This window comes from Pontibacter harenae, from assembly GCF_020907245.1.
Classification (GTDB): Bacteria; Bacteroidota; Bacteroidia; order Cytophagales; family Hymenobacteraceae; genus Pontibacter; species Pontibacter harenae.
Map to the genome: position 1 here is coordinate 20,277 of NZ_JAJJWH010000038.1, position 22,902 is coordinate 43,178.

Genomic DNA, 22,902 nt, shown 5'->3' on the forward strand with positions numbered 1-22,902 from the left:
CCTATAGCTGTTTGCCAGCAGGTAAGTAAACAATAAAGGCACTCCCTTTTCCTAACTCACTCTCCACTTCTATTCTTCCACCTGCGTTCTCTACTATGCGTTTTACAATATATAAGCCAACTCCCGATCCCTCAACATGGTCGTGCAGGCGCTTAAACATAACAAACAACTGGTCTGCCTGAGACATATCAACGCCTAACCCGTTGTCTTCTACCCGCAACAATACCTCCTTCTCTGCCTCCAGGTATTTTACACTTACCTTCACCTCAACTGGCCTGTCTAACGACCTATACTTAATGCCATTGGAGATCAGGTTATAAAGTATGCTTCTGAAGTTTTTTCTGGAAAATCGAACAGTATCAAGAGCTGAAAAATCTGATGTGATGGTAGCTCCAGCATTCGCTATAGTATCGCGGATAGACTCCTTTATGTCTGCCAGCAGTTCATTCAGGTCTAGTTGCTCCTCTTCCTCCTCTATGTTCTTCTGCGTTTTAGATATCTCGGTAAGCTCTGCAATGGTTCTTTTAAAACGACCGATGGCCACATCCATGTATTCCAGCAAACGTGTTACTGATACCTCCTTCAGCGCAAGTTCATCTTTTAAGGCAAGCAACAGGCCCTCCAAATTCGCAATAGGAGCTCGTAAATCGTGAGAGGCTGTATAAACGAAGTTATCCAGGTCTGCATTCGTTTTCATCAGCTCTTTGTTTTTAGACGAAAGTTCGCTGTTGATTACTGTTAGTTGCTCCTGAGCCTTCACCAGGTTCTCGATGGCCAAACGCTGCTCGTGCACATCGGTACAGGTACCAAACCACTTCAGCAGTTCCCCGTCTTGTGTTACTAAAGGCACAGCTCTTGCCAAAAACCATCTATAAGTACCATCTTTAGCTTTTATTTTAAAGTAGTTCTCATAATCGGCACCACTCTCTAACGACGCTTTCCAAACTTTGAAAGCCGCATCACGGTCATCCTCATGCACAGCTTTAAGCCAAAGGTCACCAATTCCCTCAACGGCAATTTTCCCCGTGTACTCCTCCCAGCGACGGTTTATGTAATCAATATCTCCGCCAGGGTTAGCAGTCCAGGCTATTTGCGGCATCGCCTCCAATATCAGGCGCAACTTCTCTGCCGACTCTAACAGCTCCTGCTCCGCCTTCTTTTCCTCAGTTACATCACGCACTTCTATGACAGTACCCACAGGTACGCCATTTTCTTTTATCGGGCTGGCAGCACAGGAAACAGGAAAGAAGGTGCCGTCTTTTCGGATAAATACATCCTGGTGCGCACGCACATCGCTATTTTGTGGCAGTGCTCTGTCTATTGGGCATTCGTGCAAAGGATAGTGACTGCCATCGGGCCTTGTATGGTGTATAATATCATGCAGAGGCTTATTCGCAAGCTCTTCTAAGGTAAAGCCTGTCATAGCCACAGCGGCAGGATTCATGAAGGTACACTCTCCAAATTCGTTCATCATAAAAAGTGCGCCTGTGGCATTATCTGTAATAATGCGATTCAGATAGTTCTGATACTCCAGTTCTGCAGTTCGCCTTTTCACACGTTCATCCAGCTCTTTATTAAGCTGCAGAAGTTCTGCGTTAGAATTACGAAGTTCGTCCTCAAAAGACTTCCGCTCATGAAGTATTCTGTTCCATTCTATAGCAGTTCCAGCTAACCCAGCAGATATTTCCAGAAGTTCCACTTCAGTTTGAGTAGGTCTGCGGACACTCGTGTAGTACATGGCAAAAGTCCCGAGCACGCCTCCATCTGTAGACGACATAATGGGATGCGACCAGCAAGCTTTAAGGCCAAACTCCAGCGCGAACTGGAAATTCTCCCACAACTTGTCATGTTCTATATCTTCCACTATAACCAGCTTGCCTAAATAGGCAGCTGTGCCACAGGAGCCTGAAGTTGCCCCTACTTTAAGGCCGTCAACAACTTCAGAATATGCTTTGTCTAAACTTGGGGCACTGGCATGGTGCAATGTACGGCCACTGTTATGCAGCAGCAGTATAGAGCCTTTCATATCAGGGCTTACCTCTTGTATCATCAAAATAAGGCTATCCAACACTGCTTCTAAAGCCGCACCTCGCATTAGCTGTTGCCTTACACTTTGCTGCGCCCTATTAAAAACGGTTAAGATATTTTTATCCGTCTGTTCGACGTTCTGAACTGGCTTTACTTCTGCCTCCATTTATATGATTTTGTAAGCTAATATCAGTGTATTTTGCCTATCTGTTGCTATACATAGCTTTAAGCAAGAGATTTTTTTTGGCGATTTTTAGTCGAAGCTATGCTTACGCACCTGCTAGGGCAACTGTTCGGTTTGTAAGTACGCTTTCTTAAGCTGAAAGATTAAACTTAATTTGCACTCTATAAAGTATGTGGCACTCAAGAACTTTGTTGCAAAATATAATGTTTCCGCACCAATATACTTTAGCCTTATTGCATAAAAATATTCACGATGCTTATTAAAACGTATGGCAGTGCCGTTCAGGGTGTTAACGCCTATACCATTACTGTAGAAGTAAACGTATCTGCTGGCACCAAATATTTCCTGGTTGGCTTACCCGATAATGCTGTAAAAGAGGGCGAACAACGGATAGAGTCGGCACTAAAGCAGTATAACTACAAAATGCCACGGCAGAAAGTGGTGATCAACATGGCTCCCGCCGACATCAGGAAAGAAGGCTCTTCTTACGATTTAACCATAGCCATGGGTGTGCTGGCAGCATCGGGCCAGATCGCAACCGACAAGATTTCGCAGTACATGATTATGGGAGAACTATCGTTGGATGGTTCTCTAAGACCAGTAAAAGGTGTATTGCCCATTGCCATCCAGGCACGGAAAGAAGGTTTCAAAGGTTTTATACTTCCAGCCCAGAATGCTTCGGAAGCAGCCATTGTTAATAACCTGGATGTTATTCCAGTTAACAACATTATGGAGGCCATAGAGTTTCTGGATGGGAAACGAGAAATACAGGCGTTGGTAATTGATACCCGCGAAATGTTCCAAAGCAATGTAGACCAGTATGCCGCCGACTTTGCCGATGTGCAGGGGCAGGAGAATATTAAACGTGCTCTGGAGATTGCAGCAGCTGGTGGCCATAATGTGATTATGATTGGCCCTCCTGGGGCAGGCAAAACCATGCTGGCTAAACGATTGCCGTCTATCCTGCCGCCCCTTTCTATGCAGGAAGCCCTGGAAACAACCAAAATACACTCTGTGGCTGGTAAGCTGGGAGAAGCTGCCTCTCTACTGAACACGCGCCCTTACCGCTCGCCGCACCATACTATATCGGATGTAGCCTTGGTAGGAGGCGGTGGCATTCCGCAACCTGGCGAAATATCGCTATCGCATAACGGTGTACTGTTTTTGGATGAGTTGCCAGAGTTTAAGCGTACTGTGCTGGAGGTGATGCGGCAGCCCTTAGAAGAGCGGCGGGTAACCATCTCTAGGGCCAGAACTACCATAGATTTCCCCGCAAACTTCATGCTGATTGCCAGTATGAACCCGTGCCCCTGTGGCTACTACAATCATCCAGAGAAAGAATGTGTTTGCGGACCAGGCGTGGTACAGCGCTACCTGAACAAGGTGAGTGGCCCTTTACTAGACCGCATAGACCTGCATGTGGAGGTAACGCCTGTTACCTTTGATGAAATGACAGCCACACGCAAAGCAGAAGAAAGCAGCAAAGTGCGTGAGCGTGTAGTACAGGCAAGAGAACTGCAAACAGAACGTTTCAAAGAAACACCTCAGATACATTCCAATGCCATGATGCCATCGCAAATGGTGAAGGAAATCTGCCACATAAACGAAGCTGGCAGAACACTTCTTAAAACAGCCATGGAACGTTTAGGCCTTTCTGCCCGCGCCTACGACAGGATATTAAAAGTAAGCCGTACCATAGCCGACTTGGCAGGTAGTCCAGAAATAAAAATTGAACATTTAGCAGAAGCTATACAATACAGAAGCCTAGACAGAGAAGGCTGGGCAGGGTAAACCCAAGCACCTTAATAATCTTATTAACAATCCCTTAACAAGGCTGCAGCTGCAGAAGCTGCAGCCTTGTTATTTTTATAGCTATGCATCTATATAGCAAATTCGTGCTGACAAATACAAATTATGTTTTATGATTTTTCTTATACTTTTAAAATTTTAGCACGTAATAGCTACAAACAGATTCAATCTGTAAAATATACTTGTAACAATTACACTAAATTAAATTACTATGAAAAAGGGCTTATTATTATTCTTCTTTGCTTTCATAGCTGCTTTCGCAACGCACGCACAAGGCATCGGCGTAAGAGTAGGAGCTAACTATGCTGGGTTTGAAGGAAACGACGCCGACATGTTTGAAAGAAAATTGGGCTTTCATGCAGGTTTATATACAAGCATACCTCTTGTAGATAACTTTCTTTCTGTCAGGCCAGAAGTACTATACTCAATGAAAGGCGCCAAGCTAGACGATGCTAATGATGTTAAGCTAAACCTTAGTTATATCGATGTTCCAGTACTTGCTCATGTAAATGCAGGTCCTATTTACTTCGAGGGTGGTCCTCAATTCTCGGTACGTGTTGGCGAAAACATCAAGGCTGACGATAACACCGTAACTTCAGATTTGGATGGTTTTAGACGCACTAGCTTCGGTTATGCTGCAGGTGTAGGATTTGCCACCCCGCTCGGTTTAAATATCGGTGTTCGATACAACGGCGACTTCTCTAAACTTTATGACGATAATAACGCAGCTGATGTTCGCAACGGCGTGTTTTTACTCACTGTAGGCTTTTTGGTAGGCGGCAGATAAAAACCATTAGTACGAAATTTAAGCTATGAAACGAGGAAGCCTAGGCAACTGCCCAGGCTTCCTCGTTTTTTACTTCTACCAGTTAAATATATTCACTCACCCGATATTTAAGCAAGCTATATAGCAAATTTCTATAAAATGGCCCGCTTGTTGCTAATGCACTTGTACATGCATGTACAAGTGTTATCTTAACTGACGGAGAAAGTATTCTTATTCAGGACAGATAATTGCACTAAAATTTTAAATTAAGTAACTGGACGGAATTACATTAAACAATATTTAGCACCTGATAAATTGTTGTGAAATGCATGTAGAAAGCTTTTATAGTTGCTTTTTACATCATACCACTCCAATATTTTTGGACACAGATAATTTAAACTAATTAGGTGCCCTTACTTATTAACAGAAACCTTACACCTTATTCTGTCATGTAAACCGTATACAGATGATGTGTAGACATGTTTAACTTAATTACACTTAAAAAATATGAAAAAGATATTCTTTGTAATAACCGTTTTAATAGCCTCTATGTCTGTAGCTCAGGCACAATCTGGTGTTGGAGTCCGAGTAGGCGCTAACCTTTCTAACCTAGAAGGCGATTTACAAAATGAAGACCGTTTCGAGAACAAATGGGGCTTCCACGCAGGCCTAACCTATAATATCGGCATCATAGGCAACTTCTTTTCTATTCAGCCAGAGCTGCTTTACTCAAATAAAGGTTATAAAAACAGCGATGAGGAGTATACCCTATTAACCGATACTTACAGACGTGAGGGAAACACAAATTATAACTACCTTGACCTTCCTGTTTTAGCTAGAATAAAAGCTGGCCCATTATACTTTGAGGCTGGCCCACAGGCATCGTACCTGCTTAGTGTTAATAACAGAACCAGGCTTTATATGAACGACGAACGTGTATCGTCAAACACAACCGAAATAAGCAGAGACGACATGAAAAAATTTGAACTTGGTTATGCCGCTGGTATAGGACTGGCAACTGGCGGAGGCCTTAGTATTGGTGTTCGTTACAATGGCAGCCTAACAGATTTTGGAGATTTCAATCCTGAGGATTATGAAGGAGATATCGGTAACGATTTAAGAAACGCCAGAAACTCTGTATTCCTGATTACTTTAGGTTACAATCTTGGCAGCAGATAGTATTTGAGTCTTAATTAAAAAAGCCAGTTTTGCGCAAAAGCAAGGCTGGCTTTTTTGTTTTAAACCCTTTTGTACTCTAACAAATTTGTATTCTCTGCAGTACAACAGAGAAGCACTTAACTAAGTGAATAATCCGTACTCAACTATGAAAACAGAAATCTTCGTTATAACATTACTTTTCACTGTGGCCTTTTCGGCACAGGCACAATACTCCAGGTTTGGAGCTAAAATAGGTGGCGCACTTACTTCGGCTGTAGGCTCCGATGCTCCTTCTAGCAACATCAATTACAAAGCAGGTATGCATGGGGGATTGGTTTATACTTACGAATTCATTTCCAGAATAGCTTTCCAGACCGAAATGCTCTACAGCAGAAAAGGCTTTACCTACGACAACTATAGCGTGTCAGAAAGCGAGGCCTACGCTGGCGACCTTATACTAGATTATGTGGAGGTACCGCTGCTATTTAAGCTACAGAAGGCTGCCTTATTTGTAGAAGCAGGCCCTTATGTTGGTTACCTATTTAACGAGGAAAGCAACGTTAATTTAATCAGCACCACCGACCCAACGCCTGGCGGCACAGAGCCGCTCGTGCTGGGAGAACAGTACTTCAGCAAAAGCCAGTTCAACACGTTTGATTATGGCTATACCGTAGGCATTGGCTTAGCCTTACAAAATGGACTCTTTATGAGTTTGCGCAATACTGGAGGCCTTCGCTCTTTCAGATCAGACGATTTATCGCAGCGCAATATGGTGTGGCAATTCTCTATTGGCTACCTATTGCCAGCTATTCTGTAGCAGAAGCATTGTACCCTTAAACAGTAGAAGCATCATTTTTCATGGGGTAAAACACATACTTTCAGCATCAAAAAAGCCACCTGCTAATATTCAGGTGGCTTTTCTATAGTTGTTATTTGCTCATCTCAGCATAATACTTGTAAAACAGCGGTATTGTCTCTATGCCTTTCATAAAGTTGAAGATACCGAAGCTTTCATTTGGGGAGTGAATCGCATCGGAATCAAGGCCAAAGCCCATCAGCACAGAATCTAAGCCTAGCTCAGACTTGAACATGGCTACAATCGGAATGGAACCTCCACTACGAACTGGCACTGGCTTGATGCCAAATGCTTCTTCATAAGCACGTGCAGCAGCCTGATAAGCCACAGAATCGGTTGGTGTTACAACTGGCTCTCCGCCGTGGTGAGGTTTTACCACCACTCGCACACCTGCAGGCGCTATACTCTCAAAATGCCTCTGAAACTTCTCTGTTATTTCTGCGGACGATTGATTAGGCACCAAACGCATTGAAATTTTAGCAAAGGCCTTAGAAGCAATAACTGTTTTAGCTCCTTCGCCTGTGTAGCCTCCCCATATACCGTTTACATCTAACGTAGGGCGAATGGAAGTTCTTTCGAGTGTGCTATAGCCTGCTTCGCCATGCACATCTTTCAGATCAAGCGCTTTTTTGTAGTTCTCCAGGTTAAACGGTGCTCGGCCCATCTCTGCTCTTTCTTCCTGGCTAAGCTCCTCTACATTGTCATAGAAGCCTGGTATGGTGATATGGTTATGCTCGTCGTGCAGCGAAGCAATCATCTGGCAAAGAATATTGATCGGGTTTGCCACCGCGCCACCATACATACCTGAGTGAAGGTCTCTGTTGGGCCCTGTTACCTCTACTTCTACGTAGCTCATGCCGCGCAAGCCTGTCGTTATAGAAGGCACATCATTGGCTAGCATGCTGGTGTCACTAATCAGAATCACATCGCCCTTCAGCTTTTCTTTGTTATCCCTTACAAAATCGCTTAGGTGCTTAGAGCCTATTTCCTCTTCCCCCTCAATCATAAACTTCACGTTGCAAGGCAAAGCACTGTTTTGCATCATCACCTCGAAAGCCTTCACGTGCATGTACATCTGCCCTTTATCGTCGCAGGCACCGCGCGCGTAAATCTTTTCGTCTTTTATAACGGGCTCAAAAGGAGGCGATTCCCACAGTTCGTAAGGGTCGGCAGGTTGCACATCGTAATGGCCATATACCAACACTGTTGGCAGACTTTCATCTATTATTTTCTCCCCATAAACAATAGGATACCCAGCTGTTTCGCATAGCTCTACTTTATCGGCACCCGCTTCTTCCAGTTTACTTTTGATGAATTCTGCTGTTTTTAGCACATCGCCCTTGAATTTAGGGTCGGCACTAACCGAAGGAATGCGCAGCATGTCCAGCAGTTCATTTATAAAACGTTCTTTGTTATCAGAGATATATTGGTTCATATACATTGCATTGGTTTGACTTAAAGTTACAAAAAAATGCCACCCTTGCTGTGCAGGATGGCATTTTTACATATTGTATCAGGGCTGCTCTTACAGCAGCTTTATTTCTTTCGGCCTAATGTAATGTTAGCTTTACTTTCTTCGCCCTGTAGCAGGCGGTTAATGTTTTTACGATGAGTGAGGACAACTACGGCAAACACTACAAAGCCAAACACGATCAGCACAGGGTTCTCTGGATGAAAGCGTGGCAGCAGCAGCAAAATAGGAAAAGCTAGTGCCGCAATCATAGAGCCCAGGGAAACATATTTAGAAGTAAACAAAACGATTACGAATATAACCATACACATCAGCGCGACTTCTGTATGTATAGCCAGCATCATACCTAAGAGCGTTGCCACTCCTTTGCCGCCCTTGAATTTTTCGTAAACAGGAAAGATATGCCCTACTACCGCCAGAGCACCTAGTATCAGTTGATAAACCACCAGATTCTCTGCTTGGATGACGTCAAAAATGACCAGAAGCCCCGCTAAAGATGTTGCCGTCCAACCCTTAAAAATATCGATAAGCATGACAGCTGTTCCAGGTTTTTTACCAAGCACCCTAAAGGTGTTTGTAGCACCCGAGTTACCACTACCATGTTGGCGGATATCTATACCATAGTATGCCTTCCCTACCCAAACCGCCGTGCAAATAGAGCCAATCAGGTAGGCAACAATACCAAGTAAAGCTATAAAAAGTACATCCATTCCGTCAGTATGTTTTTTAAAACTGTAGCCTCTACAGCTGCAACAGCAAGTCAGAGGTTTATTTAGAAAAAAAGAAGCTCAAATATAAAGAGAATTTAATCTATCCTCCAAAAGCTGGCTCTTTTACTTATATACGGCACCTCTGCCGCTATTGGTTATACAGGCTTCCTCCTGCATCCGTCCCGAATGGATCTTCTTCCTTATTTTTCTTTCTCTTCTTTCTGCTCTTCTGCGGCTCCTCTTCTTCCACAAAGTTATAACCTGCGTCTGGGTCTGCTATCGGTTGCTCTGTAGCAACTTTAAACGCTTCTTCCCCTTTTAAATAGTTGTTCCTAAACTGAAGGATGAACTCGTTCTTATCTATAGGGCCACCAGCATATACACCTTTCGCTCTGGAAACTGCTTGGTTGAAATCATCGTCTGATGATGCCACTGTATAGGCATTCTCAAAGAAACTGATGTAGTACCAGGTATAGGCATCGGCTTGTAGGTACAAGTGCATTACAGGGTCTCCAGCCAAGTCCGTACGAAGATCCATAAACCCATCTAACTGCACGTTCAGGTCTTCTTTGTCTATGCTGGCCAGGCTAATTTTGCCTACGCTGTACCAAGTGTTGTACATATCCGACCATCGGAGATCTACTTTATTAAGCAACAGGTTTCTTGCTAACGCTTTGGATACTTTTGGCAGCGGCACGTACTCTGCTGCGCTGCGCTCTATATAACTTCGCACATTGCGGTTGCCGATAAACTCACCAAGCTTATACAACATTGCTGAACTTCCGTCTATAGCCTCAGGTGCCCCGCCAGCATTTGCACGTATGTTCTTCGCCATAGAACGCAGTGCTTTAGAAGGCACCTTTGTATCTAAAGCCAGGAAAGTATCTAACTCATACTGCGCGCTGTCGATACTAGCATTGCCGTTACCAGCGGCCTGTACCGTAAAATCTCTTGTTGACCTTACCAAATTCAGTTTACCGCCAAAGCGTATAGTTCTACTAGAGTCGTTGTACATCAGCACGCTACCCTCATAAGAATCGGCGTAAGCTCGATCTTCTCTGCCTAGCTTAAACTCTCCTAAACCCTTGTCATAAGACAGCAGGCCATCTACCACAAACATGTCCAAGTCATCTTCAGCTTGTTTTTTAGAGACAAAGGTGGTGTAAACCTCCGATGAGCCAGCCACTATGTGTAAACCAGTGTGCAAAGGCGTTCCGTCGGCAGCTTTAGGGTTTATAATCGGAATCTTTACCTCATCTGGATTAAGAGTGTCCTGCTTGTATGGGAACCAATCGGAATCAGCAGGATTATCTGTGAAATTTAGCTTCAGGTCTCCGTCAAAGTCCATGTGTTGCTTATTTGCATGCATGGCTACTTTTCCACGGTATAAGATGCGCGGGAAAATATAAAAAGGTTTGCTTTCGTCTATCGTACCTGTGGCTAAGGTATAAGCAGATGCTTTCTTCTTCTTTTTTAGCTGATCTCCATTCTCAAAGCTTGAGAAAAGAATAGCAGCTGAGTCGGCAGCTGCATTAAAATAATTGTGCAGAGCATCGCCCGTAAACTTTTTCCTGGAAAGAATATTGATGTTACCTGCGTAAAGCTTGTGGTACTGCTGCAACGAATCGGAAACTACTCTGGCATTATGCAGCGTTTGTATAGTGGCATCGGCAGCTACAGCTACTTTTCCGCTATCAGGCATAACATAGCTATCGGCTACGGCAATGTAAGGCACGCCGCCTGCTAGCAAGGTGTTTTTCGCCAGATCGTACTCTCCGCTGGCCGCCATGAACTTAAGAGAGTCCTGCTCAGGATGCTGTGAGAAGAACCAGTTTTTAGCACCATTTTCGTCTGCGTTAAGGCTTACTTTTTTAGCATTCACATCCCATCTGGCACTGCTCATAGATGTTTTATACTGTGCCTTCGGAAACTCGATGCTGGCCATTCCTTGCTGCTCTATGCCAAAATCCACACTTCCAGTATTCAAGTCGTAAGTAAACGCTACTCCATCGGCCTTCACCGCTGGCAATCCTTTTATATCAGAATTAGCCAACAATTGTGCATGGCTACCGCTAAAAGACCGCTGTTTAAAATCCAGGTTTGGCGCTGTGATGCTAGCTGCAGAATTGTCTACAGCACCACTGGCATGCATACCTGTTGGCGTTAACTTGGCTATACCTTTAAAGGCAATTTGTTCTTTATACACCTGCAAAGGTTCCTGCTTTGTTTGGATATACATCGTATCTGACTGCGGCAGCCAGTTCATGCTAAAGCCGTTTAAGGATGCTATCGGAAACTCGGCTCCGCCCAACTTGCCTTCATTTAGCGTAAATTTGGCACCTTCTTTTGTAACCACAGAATTCGGATAGTAGGTAAAACTTGGTGCCTCTAGTGTAGCAGCTAAATACTTAATTCTGCCTTTGCTCTGGATGCCGTCCGAGTTCATCATAATGGTATCATACACCATTGCTTTTCCCCCAAAAGCAGGCAGACCTTCTGCGGATGGCTGGTAATAAAAACCCAACGACTCGTCGGGCATCATGGTAAGTTTTACTTTTATAGGAGGGAAAATGCCTCCAGATTGGAAAGTACCATCAAAAGCCACAGCTCCCTTGCCAGTGCCTAAGCTATCCATCTGAAAGGGTGGCATCTCGAAGAAAACAGTACTATCGTAAGCTCCGCCCAGCACATCGGGCCTACTGAACGCTACCTGCCCACCTACTGGCGCATCAAACTTCGGATACTCTGGAAAATGCTCTTTGCCAGACTTGTTGTTGGGCTTGTTGATGTATAACTTACCCGACATTTTGCTACCCTTACCCGACAATACCTGGTCAGTGGCCTCGCCACCCACGGCTCGCTTCCTCCGCGATACAAGTGCTATACTATCAAGCTTTACAAGGTCTATAGAGAATTCATCGTAGTTAAACTTAAATTCTGAACCTTTAAAAGCAAGGCTGCTGGCATACACCTGCCCATCAAACTCCATATCCCTGTTTTTCAGGATGTGTACTTCTCTCCTTCTCGGAATAATGTACACACTGGCGGTATCATTATTAAAAGTGATTTTATCTACTCCGCGTACTGTTAGCTTGTTTTCATCCAGATTTAGCGTAGCATTTCTACCTGAGGGTACCACTGACTTTATGATCAGGTGATCGTAGTCAGACAGTTTTTGGGAAGCCTCAGCATAATGCCACGCCTTTTGGTTTAATTGAATAAAGCCTCTCTTAGCATCATACTGCAGGAAACTCTGGCGCGACAACATGTTTGCGGCATCACGTACTTGCCCCTCCTTCAGCCCTGTGCTTTTGGTTACCTCGTTCACGAAGAACTCGCCGCTGCCAACCTTCTTGGCATGGTTTACAAACACCAGCAACGGATGAAACGTAGCCCCGCCTATTAGTTGTGCAAAGCGGTTACTAGAATAATAGTTGGTAGACTCTACCTGTACAGGTACTATAGATTTGCTCGTAAGTACTGAAAAGTTGATGTTTGACTCGTTCAGGTTCCATTGCAGGCGTTCGGCTGTTACCTCCAGCTTATGGTAAGAATCGAAAAAGGGTGCCTGTGCAAAAGCTCCGTCATCCTTTAAAAGCGTTAGTTCCTGGTTTGGCTCGTAGTAGCGCAACTGCACTGCTGGGTGGGTAAGCGAATCTTGCTGCTGATAGATGGCAATACTCGCACGGGTTGTGGTTATAAGCGAGTCGGTGATGGTATAACTCGGAGAAGCAGCACGGAATTTACGTTCTCCGTTCTGGAAAACAATAATTTCTGCAGGCCTGTTATCTAAACATTTGCTCCCGATTTTGTTACCCAGGAGCAAAAGCCCCCCTTTGTACACAATGTTATCACCATAAGTAGTAATGCGGGCATCGTTAGTAAAGGAGATGAACCTGGGGTAAGGGTAGTTGTCAGTAGGTTTGCGTTTTGTACTCAGCCACTCGAAGGCACCATCTACAGGAGCACCCAGTACCGCATTGTAGGTAACGGTGGCATCTGGTACTTTAAAACTGGCTGTGGTAATATCGAAGTTATACTTGCGAAACTCGGCAGAGGCTGGTGCCCCTCTTATTTTCCATTGAAACGTACCACCTTCGCCTACAAACATATTGCTGGCAAGCATTATGTAGCCGCTTGTGCCTTGTATGGAGGAGGAATCCCAGGGGGTAACAAAATTTAGCGTTGCGTTTTCCAGCTTTAGTACTGGCCCCGCCACAGCAGGCTGATTAGGTATAAACTGCTTCTTAAGCTCTTCTTTTCGCCTCTTCTCTGCCTTCTCTCTGTCTTCTTTTGTTTCTTTCTTAGGTTTAGCCTTCGTAATAGGCACTCCCCAAACAGGATCTATTTCCTGCTCCACTCCCACCTCATCGTCCCACGAAATATTATCCCAGTTACTGTTATCCTGAGGCTCTGCTGCACCTCCTTTTCTTTCTTCATAAGCAAAGCTTATCTTGCCTCCCGTGCTGCGCAGGCTGTAGTAAGGAGTTTGCTGCAGCAAGTTTGTGCTTAAGTAGGTACTGGCTGTGCTCAGAAATTGCGCAAACTGTTTTGCATCATCCTTCTCTACAGATTTGGAAACCACGCCCAAAAGGCTTCCTAGCTCTTGGCCGCTTACGTTTTGGTTGTTTACACCTGCTGTTACCAAAGTGTAGAATAAGCCGAAATAAGGCTGGGGGCGCAAGCGCTTGCCGCTCATGCGCTGGCTTATGGTTATTATTTCTTTTTTATGTTTTGAAGAAAGCTTTCCGCTGTTCCAGGCTTCTTCCAATGCCGTGCCAACTGCTTCTGCTTTGTCAACTCTTCCCGATACTAGCATTGCTTTCGCCTCTGCTATAAAACTTTCAGGCTCCTCAGAAAATTTTGTCTGCGCCTGCGCTGTCAGAGTAGTAAAGAAAAATAGTAAGGGTAAAAGTTGTTTCATCTTGTAAAATTAAGCTTCTCTAAAAATAGCTGACACCCAGTTGTTTTTAACTCGGTGCGAGATGTAAGAAAGCCCCAGTTCTTGCGCTCGCTCCTGCAACAATGGAAGGTCTTCGGTATAAAACCCGCTCAGCAAAAGCCAACCTGTTGGTTTAAGCACTGCTTTATAAGCTGGCATATCGTCCAGTAAAACGTTTCTGTTGATGTTGGCTAGTATGATATCGAAAGGTTTTTCTCCTTCTATTGTCTCAGCCCCACCTAATCGAACATCTATAGTCGGATAATTGTTAAGCGCTGCATTTTCGCGGGCATTCTCCACGGTCCAGTCTTCTATTTCCACTGCTACGATTTCTGAGGCTCCGAGTTCTCCTGCCATTATGGCCAATATGCCTGTGCCGCAGCCCATGTCTAGCACCCGCTTGCCCTGGTGGTCCAGCGTCAGTTGGTTCTCGATCATGAGCGTGGTGGTTTCGTGGTGGCCTGTGCCAAAAGACATTTTCGGATTGATGACGATATCGTACTTCGCCGTTTCAGGCTTTTGGTGAAAAGATGCCCTTACCGATACCTGTTCCCCAATAAACAGGGGTTCAAAATTCCGCTCCCACTCTTCGTTCCAGTTCTGGCGCTCTATTTTTTGTACCGCGTATTCTACCTGCACAAAGTCTGCATAACGGTTTAGTACTTCCTCCAGAGCTTCCTGGTTAAAATTTTCTTCTTCGGAGTAGGCGCTAAAGCCGTCTTCGTTTTCTACAAAGGCATCAAAGCCTAACTCTCCCAGTTCGGCTGTAAGTATATCCGCAAATTCAGCGTTTACTTTTAAAGTTACTTCTATAAAATCCATTCTATTATTGTTCGCGACAAGTGGCAAAAGAGCGCACATCTGTAAAGTGCACTGTAAAGTTGGCGAGGTTTCTATTATCGGTTACATACAAGATATGATCTGCAAAGGCTTTCTTAGGTGTGATGTACCAAATAGCGGTGCCATCAGCAAAAAGCTTGTTCTTTTCCCGATACACGACCATGTCCGCAAAGGCTTCATCCTCTTTTAAAAAGACAGTATAGGCAGCCGTGTTCTTGTACTTTGGATCGTACTCCAGGTAAACAGAGCCATATACCTTGCAATAATCGCGTGTTGCTATAGCCTTTGCAGAAGGAGCAACAGGGACAGGTTCTGCTGTATGAAACAGCATATTCAGTACCAGCCAAAATATTAGTAATAGTTGCATACTATAAATTTAACCAAATATAGGTATAAGCCATAACAATTTAGGGCAGATAAAATTGCACTTAAAACAAATTTATTTGACTTCCGCATTGTTATACAAGCCACACAACCTCGGTAAAACACTATAAAAAAAGCTACTGATGCGCACACCAGTAGCCTCTGCATTAGGTTTATCCAAATCTAGAAAGACTTGATGATATCGGTAAAGTCTCTTGATTTTAGCGATGCACCACCGATCAAGCCGCCGTCTACGTCTTCTTTCGAGAAGATTTCTTGTGCATTGCCAGGGTTGCAGCTACCTCCGTAAAGGATGGTGCAGTTGAAAGCAGCCTCGGCATCAAACATCTGCGACAGTTGCTCACGAATGTAAGCGTGCATCTCCTGCGCCTGCTCTGCGCTGGCTGTTTTACCTGTACCAATAGCCCAGATCGGCTCATAGGCAATCACGATTTGGTCAAACTCTTCGTTGCTCAGGTAAGAAACGCTATCTTTCAGCTGCTGGCCTACATATTCGAAGTGGCGATCAGCATCGCGCTCTTCTAGCGGCTCACCGCAGCAGAAGATCGGCTTCAGGCCATGCTTTAGGGCAGCTTTCATTTTCTGATACAGCTTCTGCGCATCTTCGTGGTGGTACAGGCGACGCTCACTGTGCCCAACAAGTACATACTCCACGCCCACCGACTTTAGCATAGCAGCCGAAACCTCGCCTGTATAGGCTCCGCTTTCGTGCTCGCTTACGTCCTGAGCCGCCAGGTGCAATTTATCATTGCCTTGCGTTAGTTTGCTCACGCTCTGCAGAAAAGGAAAAGGAGGCGTTACGATTACGGTTACATCATCGTTTACCTCGTCTTTCACCATGTTATCTATTTCCGACACCAGCGAAAGCGCTTCCTCTGCTGTCTTGTTCATTTTCCAGTTACCTGCAACTATTTTCTTTCTCATGTTTTATACTTTATAGATGATGTTTGATTACTTTTTGTAAAGTATACGATAGTATGTTGGCAATTTAGCAATTTCTGGTTTAACCCCACCTGTGCCTCCCCTAAATACAGGAAGGGGAGCTGTAGGTAACGCAAAAAAATACCCCCTCCTGTTTTTAGGAGGGGGCAGGGGGAGATTATAACCTAGTCTTCAAAAATCTGGCCGTATGGTTATCTTCTAGCTTGGCCATTTCCTCTGGCGTACCTTCAAATAGCAGGTGTCCACCGTTGGTACCACCTTCTGGTCCTAGGTCTATAATCCAATCGGCACATTTCACTATATCCATGTTGTGCTCGATAATAACAACTGTATTGTTGTTCTCAATTAAGGCGCTGATGGAAGTAAGCAATTTGCTGATGTCATGGAAGTGAAGGCCTGTGCTGGGTTCATCGAAAATGAACAGGATATTCTCCTGGTGCGGCTGTGCTCCTTTCGTTAGGAAAGATGCCAGCTTTACGCGCTGCGCCTCACCACCCGATAAGGTGTTACTCGACTGCCCCAAACGAATATAACCTAAGCCTACATCGTTCAGCGGCTTCAACTTTTCAATGATCTTCGGCTGTTCAGCAAAGAACGCAAGACTGTCGGCAATCGTCATTTCAAGCACATCCGAAATGCTCTTGTCATTGTACTTGATGTCGAGCACGTCCTGCTTAAAACGATGGCCGTGGCAGTTCTCACAGGTTAAGTAAATATCGGCCATAAACTGCATCTCAATCTTCACCTGTCCTTCGCCCTGGCACACTTCGCAACGGCCTCCTTCTATATTGAAAGAGAAATGCGAAGGCTTGAACCCACGTGATTTGGCCAGCGGCTGATCGGCATACAGTGCACGAATGGCATCGTAAGCTTTCACGTAAGTAACAGGGTTTGAACGCGACGATTTACCGATTGGGTTTTGATCCACAAACTCCACGTGCTCAATTTTGGTATAGTCGCCACCCAGTTTGTCAAATTTACCTGTAGCCTCGGCTGTATTGCCGTGCAGCTTCTGCATAGCAGGGTACAGTATCTTTTTAATCAGAGTCGATTTACCCGAGCCACTTACACCAGTTATCACCGTCATCACACCCAAAGGTACTTTCACGCTCAGGTTTTTGAGGTTGTTTTCGCGGGCACCTGAAATGTTAATGGCATTGCGCCACTTATGCCGTTCCGTTGGCACGGGCACTTCCATGCGGCCACTCAGGTACTTAGCGGTGTAGGTATCGCCTTTCTCAGCCAGTTCATCAAAAGTACCCTGAAACATCAGGTTACCGCCACCAGAACCAGCCTCAGGTCCAATGTCTATCAGTTGGTCGGCAGCACGCATCATTTCTTCTTCGTGCTCCACCACAATCACGGTATTACCGATTTCCTGCAGCGAGCGCAGCACACCAATCAGCTGCTCTGAGTCTTTGGGGTGCAAACCTATACTTGGCTCATCCAGGATATACATTGATCCCACCAAAGCACTACCCAAAGAAGTGGCGAGATTAATTCGTTGGCTCTCGCCACCCGACAAGGTATTGGAAAGGCGATTAAGGGTAAGATAGCCCAAACCTACACGCTCCAGGTAACCCAGTCGGTTTGCTACTTCTGTTACCAAGCGTTCGGCCACATTTCGCTCGTGCTGCGTCAGCTCCAGGTTCTGGAAGAAAGGCAGCACCTGCGTTAGCGGCATCAGCACCAGGTCGGTTATACTTTTACCGTTTACTTTTACATAACTGGCATCTTTGCGCAAGCGGGAGCCGCGACACTCGGGGCAGGCGGTGCGGCCACGGTAGCGCGACAGCATGACGCGGTACTGGATCTTATGCGTCTGCGCCTGTATGTGCTTGAAAAAATCGTTAAGGCCTTCAAAGAACTTGTTGCCAGTCCAGAGCAGTTCCTGCTCCGCCTCTGTCAGTTCGTTGTAAGGGCGGTGAATCGGGAAGTCGAAGCGGATGCCGTTTTTAATCAACGGCTGTAGCCATTCGTTCATTTTATCGGAACGCCAAGGCGCAACGGCTCCTTCGTACACCGTCAGGCTTTTGTCAGGTATAACCAGGTCAGGGTCTATACCTAACACGCTGCCAAAGCCTTCGCAGGTTTGGCAGGCACCGTAGGGGTTGTTAAAGCTGAAAAAGTTAACGGACGGCTCTTCAAAAACGATTCCATCCAGTTCAAACTTATCAGAGAAAACACGCTCCTCATCCCCATAATGTACACGGCACTCGCCCTGGCCTTCGAAAAATGCTGTCTGCACCGAGTCAGCAATGCGAAACTGCAGGTCTTCATCCGATTTATAGATGACCGCGCGGTCGATGAGAATGTATACTTCCTTGCCCAGTTTCGGCTTTTTCTGCTCCAGCAGTTCCTCGATAAAGTATACCTGCCCCTCAGAATAAATTCGGGAATAGCCTTTCTGCAACAGCAGATCCAGCTCCTTGGCTAAGGTTCTGTCTTTTTGCAGATGTAGCGGCGCCAGAATCATTACACGGGCTTCGTCCTCTAAAGAGAAAATAAAATCTACCACGTCGGCTACCGAATCTTTCTGCACCACTTCCCCCGAAACAGGCGAATAAGTTTTGCCGATACGGGCGTAAAGCAGCTTCAGGTAATCGTAGATCTCGGTGCTGGTGCCCACGGTGGAGCGGTTATTTTTGATACTTACCTTCTGCTCAATGGCGATGGCTGGACTGATGCCTTTAATGTAATCCACATCTGGCTTATCCATGCGGCCCAGGAACTGGCGGGCATAAGAACTCAAGCTCTCCACGTACATGCGCTGCCCTTCGGCATAGAGCGTATCGAAAGCCAAAGAAGATTTACCAGAGCCTGAAAGACCTGTTACAACTATAAATTTATTGCGCGGCAAGGCCACGCTCAGGTTCTTGAGATTATGTACACGTGCCCCTTTGATGATGATGTGCTGACGGGCGTCGAGTTCGTCGAAATTTTGTTCAGGAATGTTTGTCATACAAACGATGGCTCTTGTTAAGTATAGGCTCTAAACTTTGCAGCCTGCAAAAGCCTTTTTTTGCTTTTGTGTAAGTTGTAAAGATACTAATACCTAACATTTTTTTTGAGGAGTTTGTTGCAATAGCTGTACAAGTATAGCGTAAGCAACTGCATGAGCATTTCATTTTCATTGTTGATGTACGAAGAGCGTTAACAATAGTATACTTACCAGAGAACAGAGATTCTACGTGTGAACTGAATGCTGTACTTAGAAAACACGCAGGGTAAAACTAACCCGTTGCGCAATTTTACCCGTATGATGTTTTAAGACGAAATTAAACTAAAACTATTTACTATCAATTATGGGAAAAGGAGATAAAAAATCGAAAAAAGGTAAGATATCGAAAGGCACTTTCGGAAACAGCCGCCCACGTACAGCTACAAAGAAAAAATTACAGGAGAAGCAGAAAGAAGAAGCTGCTAAGTAACATTCACCTAAGCTAAAGCAGAAGCCTCCGCACCTGATCAGGTGCGGGGGCTTCTGCTTTAAATAATCAGTTGCGGCCTATAGTATATTACCAAATTATTAAAGCCCGATCAGGCAAAGCAAACTAACGTCTTTCAATCAAGCTACTTTATAACAATAAGGTAACTATAAACGAGTTAAGCAGGCTCTGCGTCAGGCGTTAAATCCAGCGTTCTGAGTTTATCTGCTTTAAAGGCAGTAAACCCGACAACAAGCAACGTCATGGTGCCCCCGAAAATAACGGCAGGGACTGTGCCCATCAGTTTTGCCGTCAGTCCAGATTCAAATGCACCTATCTCGTTAGAAGAGCCCACAAAAATGCTATTTACCGAAGACACACGCCCCTTCATATATTCTGGCGTAAAGGTGTGGATAAGGGTAGAGCGGACAATCATGCTCACACTGTCGAAGGCCCCGCTCAGGGCCAACAGCACCATCGAAAACCAGAAGTTGGTAGACAAGCCGAAAAGCAGAACACAGGCGCCGAAGCCAGCCACACACCACAGCATTTTCTTACCAGCATTCACCGTAATCGGGTAATAAGCCATGGCCATAGCTGTGAGTACAGAGCCTACGGCAGGCGCTGCTCTTAAAAATCCAAGGCCTTGCGGGCCTGTTTCCAGAATATCGGAGGCAAAAATGGGCAGTAGCGCTACGGCACCACCAAACAGCACCGCAAACATATCCAGCGATATGGCACTAAGTATAATCTGGTTGCCGAACACGAATTTTATACCTGAGCGCAAGGATTCTTTCAGGTTCTGCGGGTTAATGTTCTCTGGCAAAGGCTTTGATCCGATAAAGGCAAACGTTACCAGCGACAATAAAACCAATATGGCATCGGTGCAATAGGCAGCCTGTATACCAAAGAAGCCATAAATTAAGCCTCCCAGTGCAGGACCTACCAACGAAGCAGACTGCCACGTAGTGCTGCTCCATGTAATAGCATTCGCATAGAATTGCTTATTGGCTACCAACTGCGGCATAAATGAAAATACGGCTGGCCCCATAAAACCACGGGCTATACCGCTTAGAAAAATTACGCAGTAAATAGGCAGCACCCCATACAGCGCCAGCACATTGCTTACATCCAGCGTCAGAAAAAGCAATGTGGCAGAGCATACCATCAGCACCGACACTACTACCATAATGATTTTCTTACGCGGCACCATATCGGCTACATAGCCTGCATACAACGACACAAAAATAGAAGGAATAGCCTCGGCCAACCCTATAAGCCCTAAAGACAATGGGTCTTGGGTGATGTCGTAAATCTGCCACCCCACTACCACTGCCTGTATTTGCATAGCCAGCGTAATACACAACCTGGCTGTAATGTATAACCTGAAATCAGGAATGCGCAGCACGGCGTAAGGATCGTGGCTGCGTTTTGGTCTGTTACTCATGTGTAAGCTTTAAAACACAAAGCTAAGCCAATATGACTTATCATAAATGCTAATTCCTAGTCTTATAACATAAACTTATATCTATATTTAAATTTGCACGTATAGGCTATTTGCCAGAAAATGTTCTATCCTATAGCGGATTATGAATAAGTTAAATTCATTTACAGCGCTTTTTAATGGTTCAGTCATTGTCTAAGTTTATAAAACAGTTCGTGCTGCATAACGAATATCACAGCCCATGAATGCTATTGAAGAATTGGTATTGCCTTATCTGAAGCTGACTTTCAGAAAGGATCTAAACATCCTGATTGGCAGGTGGGTTTCTGCTGTTACAGCCGAACAATTGTTTGAAGGATACATTCATACCCTTGCCTTTGCGAGAGACAAAAAGATAAACCTCTGGCTGATGGATATGCGCCTTCGCAACGTATCGACTCAGGCAGAAAAAGAGTGGTTTTTAAAGTTTTTTATACCAAAAGCCTCTGAAAATAGCCATACAATACATGTTGCATATATGGCTTCCCCGAACCAGCTGGCAAAGTTTCGCGAACTGTACCACACAGATTCCCCCTTCTATTTTAGTAAGCAGCTTGTTGTCAATTTCTTTGTAAAAGAGCAAGATGCACAGGAATGGCTTAATACTTGCAGGCAAAGATTATTATTAGGGTAGCTTGCATCGCTTGTGAAATAATTGTTATTTTCTATTTGCTACTGTAACACTGTGCTTTCTTTACAAGTATAAATTTCTGGAAACAGAAAAAAGCCACTCTGTTATTGAGCCTGCATCCTAAGCAACAGTTGGCCTAATTTACTGCGTACCTCTGCTACCAAATTACCGCAGGTTTAACTATAAATTTTTTAAAAGAGCTAGACTTTAAGGTAACGCCTTAGAAAATGTAGCGCCTTTTATTTTTTAACCACTAACAATTAATGTTATGGAACAACTAGACATTAGAAACTTACTAGGAAACATAGAGCAAAAAGTACATCTACAGGAAATCACTTCTGACAAAGACGTAACAAAACTGATAAACACAGAAATTGCGAACGCAATAAATCTGAAATACAAAAAGGAGAACAGCACCGAAACAGCTTTGCAGAATGTTTCCTGCACAAGTGTTGAGTGCTACCTGGACCACCTAAAGGCCGTTGAGAAAAAACTGAAGAAGCCTGCCAATATATCGGCTCAGTGCATGCCTGTAGAAGAGCGTGACATAAACCGACGATTACTACTTATTTTAAATCGCCTAAAGGGCTACAACAGGAGAAAATAACTCCATTTATTCAATTTCAGATCTATCCTTCGAACAGATTTAAATTTCTTTCGAAGGATTTTTTATGCCCTTTGTGTAGCTAAAGCTCATTTTGCGGGTTGTATGATGATTGTCATTTTAAAGCCAGCTCAAGCATGTAACTTTGCAGCAGTAAATAACTACCGCATGAAGAAGGATATAGAAAACGAAGAAGATATAAAGCTACTGGTGGATACCTTTTACGACAGTGTAAACCAGGATGAGCTTCTGGCGCCTGTTTTCAATGACTTTGCCCAGGTAGATTGGGAACACCATCTGCCAACCATGTATAAGTTCTGGAGCTCGGTGCTTTTAGGTACTACAACTTACAATGGGCGGCCGTTTCCAAAGCACCTTCGCCTGCCAGTTAGCCGCAGCCACTTTAGCCGTTGGATCAGCCTATTTACACAAACAGTCGGCGATTTATTTGAAGGCGCGAAAGCAGAGGAGGCAAAGCATAAAGCCACAAACATTGCCCATATTTTTCAGATGAGAATGGGCCTGCTGGATGTTATCAGGAGCAGCTAAAATGGAATCAATCATTTCATTTCCAGAAGCATAAGCCAATCCTACAGCAGGATTGGCTTATTTATTGCTGCAATTTATTTTTGGTTGTGGTTTAGAATGTATGATGTAGGAATAAAT

Annotated in this window: 17 protein-coding genes; 8 read left to right on the forward strand and 9 right to left on the reverse strand. The window is 44.7% G+C overall.

Annotation, left to right across the window (positions count from 1 at the left end):
• Position 1: 1 nt before the first annotated feature.
• Complete coding sequence (locus LN893_RS16000; RefSeq protein WP_229971816.1) at positions 2 to 2,194, reverse strand: GAF domain-containing sensor histidine kinase; 2,193 nt, start codon at positions 2,192 to 2,194, stop codon at positions 2 to 4.
• A 270-nt stretch (positions 2,195 to 2,464) separates the two neighbouring features.
• Here LN893_RS16000 and LN893_RS16005 point away from each other — a divergent pair, with 270 nt between their 5' ends.
• From LN893_RS16005 to LN893_RS16020, 4 genes are all read left to right on the forward strand, one after another.
• Complete coding sequence (locus LN893_RS16005; protein ID WP_229971818.1) at positions 2,465 to 4,003, forward strand: YifB family Mg chelatase-like AAA ATPase; 1,539 nt, start codon at positions 2,465 to 2,467, stop codon at positions 4,001 to 4,003.
• 229 nt (positions 4,004 to 4,232) lie between these two features.
• Positions 4,233 to 4,808, forward strand: a complete 576-nt coding sequence (locus LN893_RS16010; RefSeq protein WP_229971820.1) for a porin family protein — start codon at positions 4,233 to 4,235, stop codon at positions 4,806 to 4,808.
• Between the two features lie 486 nt (positions 4,809 to 5,294).
• On the forward strand, positions 5,295 to 5,966 hold the full coding sequence (locus LN893_RS16015) for a porin family protein (protein ID WP_229971822.1): 672 nt from the start codon (positions 5,295 to 5,297) through the stop codon (positions 5,964 to 5,966).
• Positions 5,967 to 6,111: 145 nt separating this feature from the next.
• Positions 6,112 to 6,762 (forward strand): porin family protein, encoded by a 651-nt coding sequence (locus LN893_RS16020; protein ID WP_229971824.1) that lies wholly within the window; start codon positions 6,112 to 6,114, stop codon positions 6,760 to 6,762.
• Between the two features lie 112 nt (positions 6,763 to 6,874).
• Here LN893_RS16020 and LN893_RS16025 read toward each other — a convergent pair whose 3' ends face one another.
• The 7 genes from LN893_RS16025 to uvrA form a co-directional block, all read right to left on the reverse strand.
• On the reverse strand, positions 6,875 to 8,236 hold the full coding sequence (locus tag LN893_RS16025) for a dipeptidase (protein WP_229971826.1): 1,362 nt from the start codon (positions 8,234 to 8,236) through the stop codon (positions 6,875 to 6,877).
• A gap of 101 nt (positions 8,237 to 8,337) precedes the next feature.
• The gene (gene plsY, locus LN893_RS16030) at positions 8,338 to 8,982 is read right to left on the reverse strand and encodes a glycerol-3-phosphate 1-O-acyltransferase PlsY (protein ID WP_229971828.1); all 645 of its coding nucleotides are present in this window, start codon (positions 8,980 to 8,982) and stop codon (positions 8,338 to 8,340) included.
• Positions 8,983 to 9,130: 148 nt separating this feature from the next.
• Positions 9,131 to 13,906, reverse strand: coding sequence for a hypothetical protein (locus tag LN893_RS16035; protein WP_229971831.1), 4,776 nt, complete (start codon positions 13,904 to 13,906; stop codon positions 9,131 to 9,133).
• A 9-nt stretch (positions 13,907 to 13,915) separates the two neighbouring features.
• On the reverse strand, positions 13,916 to 14,746 hold the full coding sequence (prmA, locus tag LN893_RS16040) for a 50S ribosomal protein L11 methyltransferase (protein ID WP_229971833.1): 831 nt from the start codon (positions 14,744 to 14,746) through the stop codon (positions 13,916 to 13,918).
• 4 nt (positions 14,747 to 14,750) lie between these two features.
• Positions 14,751 to 15,131, reverse strand: a complete 381-nt coding sequence (locus LN893_RS16045) for a 7(1) septoil knot domain-containing protein (protein WP_229971835.1) — start codon at positions 15,129 to 15,131, stop codon at positions 14,751 to 14,753.
• A gap of 179 nt (positions 15,132 to 15,310) precedes the next feature.
• Positions 15,311 to 16,072 carry a triose-phosphate isomerase gene (gene tpiA / locus LN893_RS16050; RefSeq protein WP_229971838.1) on the reverse strand — a complete coding sequence of 254 codons (762 nt, stop codon included), beginning with the start codon at positions 16,070 to 16,072 and terminating at the stop codon, positions 15,311 to 15,313.
• Between the two features lie 175 nt (positions 16,073 to 16,247).
• Positions 16,248 to 19,052 carry an excinuclease ABC subunit UvrA gene (gene uvrA / locus LN893_RS16055; protein ID WP_229971840.1) on the reverse strand — a complete coding sequence of 935 codons (2,805 nt, stop codon included), beginning with the start codon at positions 19,050 to 19,052 and terminating at the stop codon, positions 16,248 to 16,250.
• 343 nt (positions 19,053 to 19,395) lie between these two features.
• On the opposite strand from uvrA, the gene LN893_RS16060 reads away from it, so the two are divergent.
• Positions 19,396 to 19,521, forward strand: a complete 126-nt coding sequence (locus LN893_RS16060) for a 30S ribosomal protein THX (protein ID WP_229971841.1) — start codon at positions 19,396 to 19,398, stop codon at positions 19,519 to 19,521.
• Between the two features lie 175 nt (positions 19,522 to 19,696).
• Here the strand turns inward: LN893_RS16060 and LN893_RS16065 are convergent, their stop codons facing one another.
• Entirely contained in the window at positions 19,697 to 20,965 is a 1,269-nt protein-coding gene (locus LN893_RS16065) for an MFS transporter (protein WP_229971843.1), read from the reverse strand.
• A 238-nt stretch (positions 20,966 to 21,203) separates the two neighbouring features.
• On the opposite strand from LN893_RS16065, the gene LN893_RS16070 reads away from it, so the two are divergent.
• From LN893_RS16070 to LN893_RS16080, 3 genes are all read left to right on the forward strand, one after another.
• Positions 21,204 to 21,635 (forward strand): hypothetical protein, encoded by a 432-nt coding sequence (locus LN893_RS16070; RefSeq protein WP_229971846.1) that lies wholly within the window; start codon positions 21,204 to 21,206, stop codon positions 21,633 to 21,635.
• 265 nt (positions 21,636 to 21,900) lie between these two features.
• The gene (locus tag LN893_RS16075) at positions 21,901 to 22,239 is read left to right on the forward strand and encodes a hypothetical protein (RefSeq protein WP_229971848.1); all 339 of its coding nucleotides are present in this window, start codon (positions 21,901 to 21,903) and stop codon (positions 22,237 to 22,239) included.
• A 165-nt stretch (positions 22,240 to 22,404) separates the two neighbouring features.
• On the forward strand, positions 22,405 to 22,785 hold the full coding sequence (locus LN893_RS16080; protein ID WP_229971850.1) for a group III truncated hemoglobin: 381 nt from the start codon (positions 22,405 to 22,407) through the stop codon (positions 22,783 to 22,785).
• The last annotated feature ends 117 nt before the right edge of the window (positions 22,786 to 22,902 follow it).